The organism is Tahibacter caeni (genome assembly GCF_024609805.1).
GTDB lineage: Bacteria > Pseudomonadota > Gammaproteobacteria > Xanthomonadales > Rhodanobacteraceae > Tahibacter > Tahibacter caeni.
In genome coordinates this window covers 1-4,706 of record NZ_JANFVR010000352.1, presented here as the reverse complement: position 1 = coordinate 4,706, position 4,706 = coordinate 1, and the positions used below count along the sequence as shown (strand labels likewise).

The window sequence follows — 4,706 nt, the reverse complement described above, 5'->3', positions numbered from 1 at the left end:
CGTTCGCGCGGCGGCCGCGCCGGGCGCTCGCTGCGCTCCGGCCGTTCGCTGCGGTTGCCGCGTTCGGGGCGTTCGCCGCGGCCCGGGCGCTCGTTGCGGTCCCCGCTGCGCCGCTCGGCCCATTTCTCGCGTTCGTGGCGCTCGGGCCTGGCTTCGGGTTCGAGCAGCAGCGGCGTGTCGCCCTGGACCAGGCGCGCCAGCGCTGCGGCGATTTCCACGGCCGGCACGTCGTGCTCGGTCTCGTACTGTTCGATGAGCTGCTGGAACAGCTCCAGGCCGCCGGCCGCGCGCGTGTCGCTGATGCGCTGCTTGAAGCGTGCGATGCGCTGATCGTTGACCGCCTCGACGGTCGGCAGGTTCATCGATTCGATCGGCTGGCGCGTCGCGCGCTCGATCGCGCGCAGCATGCCGCGCTCGCGCGGCGCGACGAACAGGATCGCGTCGCCGCTGCGCCCGGCGCGGCCGGTACGGCCGATGCGGTGCACGTAGGCCTCGGTGTCGTACGGAATGTCGTAGTTCAGCACGTGGCTGATGCGCTCGACGTCGAGGCCGCGCGCCGCCACGTCGGTGGCTACGAGGATGTCGATCTGGCCGTCCTTGAGCCGCTGGATCGTGCGCTCGCGCTGCTGCTGCTGGATGTCGCCGTTGATCGCGGCGGCGGCCAGGCCGCGCGCGGCGAGCTTCTCGGCGAGCTCCTCGGTCGCGGCCTTGGTCCGCGCGAAGATGATCATCGCGTCGAACGGCTCGGCCTCGAGGATGCGCGTCAGCGCATCGAGCTTGTGCAGTCCGCTGACCGCCCAGTAGCGCTGGCGGATGTTCGTCGCGGTCGTGGTCTTGGCCTTGATCGTGACTTCGACCGGGTCCTTCAGATGGGTCTGGGCGATGCGCCGTATCGGCGCCGGCATCGTCGCCGAGAACAGTGCGATCTGGCGTGTCGGCGGGGTCTTCTGCAACACCGCCTCGACGTCGTCGACGAAGCCCATGCGCAGCATCTCGTCGGCTTCGTCGAGCACGAGGCACTGCAGCCGGGAAAGGTCCAGGGTACCGCGGTTCAGATGGTCGATGACGCGGCCCGGCGTGCCGACGACGACCTGGACGCCGCGGCGCAGCGCGTGCAGCTGCGGGCCGTAGCCCTGGCCGCCGTAGATCGGCAGGATCTGGAAGCCGGGCAGGTGGGCCGCGTACTTCTGGAACGCCTCGGCGACCTGGATCGCGAGCTCGCGCGTCGGCGCGAGCACGAGCGCCTGCGGGTAGGCTTTGGTCGGATCGATGCGCGCGAGCACCGGCAGGGCGAACGCGGCGGTTTTTCCGGTGCCGGTCTGGGCCTGGCCGAGCACGTCGCGGCCGGCCAGCAGCGGCGGGATCGTGGCCGCCTGGATCGGCGACGGCGACTCGTAACCGACCTCGTCCAGCGCCTGCAGCACCGGCGCCGGCAGGTCCAGTTCGCGGAAGGTGGTCGGCATCGGCGGGGCGCTATCGGTGGGTTCGGTCATGGGCAGGCTCGCGGCGGGGCGGCCTATTGTCGCCGATGCGGCCGCGAAATGCTTGATAGACCACGGCGCCGAACTGCGCTTGGCCTGTTCCGCGCCGGAAAAGGAAATAAGGATAAAAATATAACTCGACTGCGCGGCCGGCCGCGCGCGGTCTTCGCCGCGGCCGACGGCCCAGGTGCGGCAGGCCCGGGTCGTGCAGGCCGGCGGACCGGCCGGCGCCGGCGTCACGCGGCCGTAAAAAGGGAAAGACGGATTTTTTCAAAGACTCTTGCCAGAATCGCCGTGCCGCGCCGCGGCACCCACCCCTGAACCGGCCGCGCTTCGGCGCGGCGTCGCGAGGAGCAGTTCCGCATGACCGCACCGTTCAGCACTACCGCCGGCGACAGCGTCGGCCAGATCGGCATGACCATGGCCTCGATCGCCTATGCGCCCGACCAGGCGACGATCGCGAGCCTGCTGGCCGACACCAGCCTGGCCACCCAGGGCAACTGGAATCTCGTCTGGTACGCCGCCGACAGCGGCAACCAGGTCTACGTCGCCCAGGACAAGGTCAGCGGGCAGTACGCGATCGCGATCCGCGGCTCGGTCACCAACCCGGAAACCAAGGCGTTCTGGATCGACTGGTTCGGCCAGGATCTCAGCGTGTTCCGCAGCGCGGCCTGGCCCTACGGCGGCGCGCCCGACGGCGCGCGCGTATCCAACGGCTCGCTGCACGGCCTGGGCAGTCTGCTCACGCTCAAGGACGCGACCCAGGGCGATCTCGCGACCTTCCTGCGCGCGGCGCAGCGGCCGTACCTGACTGCCGTGATCGGCCACAGCCTCGGCGGCGCGCTCGCGACCATGCTGGCGGCGTATCTGCACCAGCAGTTCTCGCCGGGCCAGAACGTGCTGGATTTCTGGCCGGTGACCTTCGCCGGCCCGACCGCCGGCAACGATGTCTTCGCCGGCTGGCTGCTGAGCCAGTTCGCGATGGGCAACAGCCGCTACTACAACGTCGACGACGTGGTGCCGCATGCGTGGCAGGAGCTGGCCTGGATCCGCAGCTCGTTCCCGGGTCAGCCCAAGCTGCCGCTGCTGCTGATCCCGCCGATCGACGGGATCGAGCGTCTGCTGTCGCTCGAGAAGGAGAACTACACGCAGCCCGGCAACGGCACGCCGCTGCAGGGCACCATCGACCTCAACGACGACTGGTATGCGGAGGCAGGCCTGCAGCACAGCGGCCAGACCTATCTGAAGCTGCTCGGCGCGCCGCCGGTCGACAACGGCAGCTGAGGCCGGGACCGGATCGGGAATCGGTCGGCACGGGAGCGGGGCCGCGGCGCGGCCGCTACACTGGGCGGCCGCCGTCTTCGTCCTTCATCCCCATGCGCCAGCCCGCCGAGCCTTCCGTTGCCACCTTGACTCCGGCCCAGGCGCGGCTGCTGCAGCTGGCCGCGCAGGGGCTGCTGCTCGCGCCGCGCGCGAAGGCCACGCCGGCGCGCCTGCTCGCCGCGATCGCGCGCATGCAACTGCTGCAGATCGACACGATCCACGTCGTCGCGCGCAGCCCGTATCTCGTGCTGTTCTCGCGCCTCGGCGCGTATCCGCCGGCCTGGCTCGACCAGGCGCTCGCGCGCGGCAGCCTGTTCGAAACCTGGGCGCACGAAGCCTGTTTCGCGCCGATGGCCGACTTCGACCTGCACCGCGATTTCCGTCCGGCGCGCGCGAATCACTGGGCCCAGCGCCATGCGGCGCGCATACGCAGCAGCCATCGCCGCGAGACCGACGACCTGCTCGCCCACGTGACCGAGCGCGGGCCGGTGCGTTCGGCCGACTTCACCAACGGCGACAACCCGGGCAGCGGCGGCTGGTGGGGCTGGAAGGCCGAAAAGCGCTGGCTCGAGGCCTTGTTTGGCACCGGCGAGCTGCTCGTCGCGCGACGCGACAATTTCCAGCGCGTCTACGATCTTGCCGAACGCGTGCTGCAGGCCGCGCGGCGGCATCGCGTCGAGCGCGATCCGCAGACGCCGCAGACGGTCAAGCAGGAATGGATCGCGCGTTCGGTCAAGGCGCTCGGCATAACGCCGGCGCGCTGGATCGCCGACTACTTCCGCCTCGGCCGGCAGATCACGGCCGAGGAACTCGAGCCGCTGCTCGCGCGCGGCGAGATCGTCGAGGCGCGCGTCAACGGCTGGGACAAGCCGGCCTACGTGCATGCGGATCACGCGCTGGTGCTGCGCCGCGCCGCGGCCGGCGGCCTGCGCGCGACCCACAGCACTCTGCTGTCGCCGTTCGATCCCGTGGTATGGGATCGCGCGCGCGCCGCGGCGCTCATGGAATTCGATTACCGCATCGAGTGCTACACGCCCGAGGCCAAGCGCCGCTACGGCTACTACGTGCTGCCCATACTGCGTCGCGGCCGCCTGGTCGGCCGTCTCGACGCGAAGGCGCATCGGCGCGAGGGGCGCTTCGAGATCAAGGCGCTGTTCCTCGAAGACGGCGTCGCGGCGGACGACGCGCTCGCCGCCGACGTCGCTGCAGCGATCCGCGACTGCGCCGTCTGGCACGAAACGCCGAAGGTCAGCGTGGGACCTTGCGAGCCGCGCGCGTTTGCCGCGCCGCTGAAGCGCGCGCTACGCGGGCTCGGCCAGACAGCGTAGCTCGGCGACGAACAGCGCATAGGCGTCGGCGCGTTCGCCCGCATCGCGCAGGCGCAGCAGGTACGACGGATGCACGGTCGCGAACGCGCGCACGCCGCCGGCGAGCTCGCGCCAGCGGCCGCGTTCCCGCAGCAGACGGAAGCTGCGGCCGAACAATGCCTGCGCCGCCATCGAGCCGAGACAGACGATACGGCGCGGCCGTACGCGCGCGAGCTCGGCATCGAGCCAGACGCGGCAGGCCGCCTGCTCGGCGGCGTTCGCGCGCGCATGCAGGCGGCGCTTGCCGCGCAGGCGGAACTTGAAATGCTTGACCGTGTTGGTCAGGTACAGGTTGGCGCGATCGACGCCGGCTTCGGCCAGCGCGCGGTCGAGCAGCTGGCCGGCGGGGCCCACGAACGGACGGCCGAGCAGATCCTCGCGGTCGCCGGGCTGTTCGCCGATCAGCATGTCGCGCGCATGCTCCGGACCTTCGCCGAACACGGTCTGCGTCGCCGGCGCCCAGAGCGGACAGGCGCGGCAGCGCAGCGCCGCCGCGCGGACCGTGGCGAGGCTCGCCCGCGCGCCGGGTACGCCG

General features: G+C 71.2%; 4 protein-coding genes. 2 read left to right on the top strand and 2 right to left on the bottom strand.

Features of this window, described 5'->3' with window-relative positions:
* Positions 1 to 1,493: DEAD/DEAH box helicase (locus NON22_RS20560; RefSeq protein ID WP_484600511.1), on the bottom strand; the 1,493-nt coding region annotated here is incomplete at its 3' end.
* A gap of 351 nt (positions 1,494 to 1,844) precedes the next feature.
* On the opposite strand from NON22_RS20560, the gene NON22_RS20555 reads away from it, so the two are divergent.
* Both NON22_RS20555 and NON22_RS20550 read left to right on the top strand, forming a co-directional pair.
* Complete coding sequence (locus NON22_RS20555; protein WP_257388849.1) at positions 1,845 to 2,765, top strand: lipase family protein; 921 nt, start codon at positions 1,845 to 1,847, stop codon at positions 2,763 to 2,765.
* A 92-nt stretch (positions 2,766 to 2,857) separates the two neighbouring features.
* Positions 2,858 to 4,132 (top strand): winged helix-turn-helix domain-containing protein, encoded by a 1,275-nt coding sequence (locus NON22_RS20550; RefSeq protein WP_257388848.1) that lies wholly within the window; start codon positions 2,858 to 2,860, stop codon positions 4,130 to 4,132.
* Here NON22_RS20550 and NON22_RS20545 read toward each other — a convergent pair.
* Positions 4,106 to 4,706 (bottom strand): UdgX family uracil-DNA binding protein (locus tag NON22_RS20545; protein ID WP_257388847.1); only part of this gene is annotated, 601 nt, incomplete at its 5' end. The genes NON22_RS20550 and NON22_RS20545 overlap by 27 nt on opposite strands.

Coding starts and splice junctions, on each gene's coding strand:
- NON22_RS20555 (WP_257388849.1), top strand. CDS start 1,845: ATGACCGCACCGTTCAGCACTACCGCCGGCGACAGCGTCGGCCAGATC.
- NON22_RS20550 (WP_257388848.1), top strand. CDS start 2,858: ATGCGCCAGCCCGCCGAGCCTTCCGTTGCCACCTTGACTCCGGCCCAG.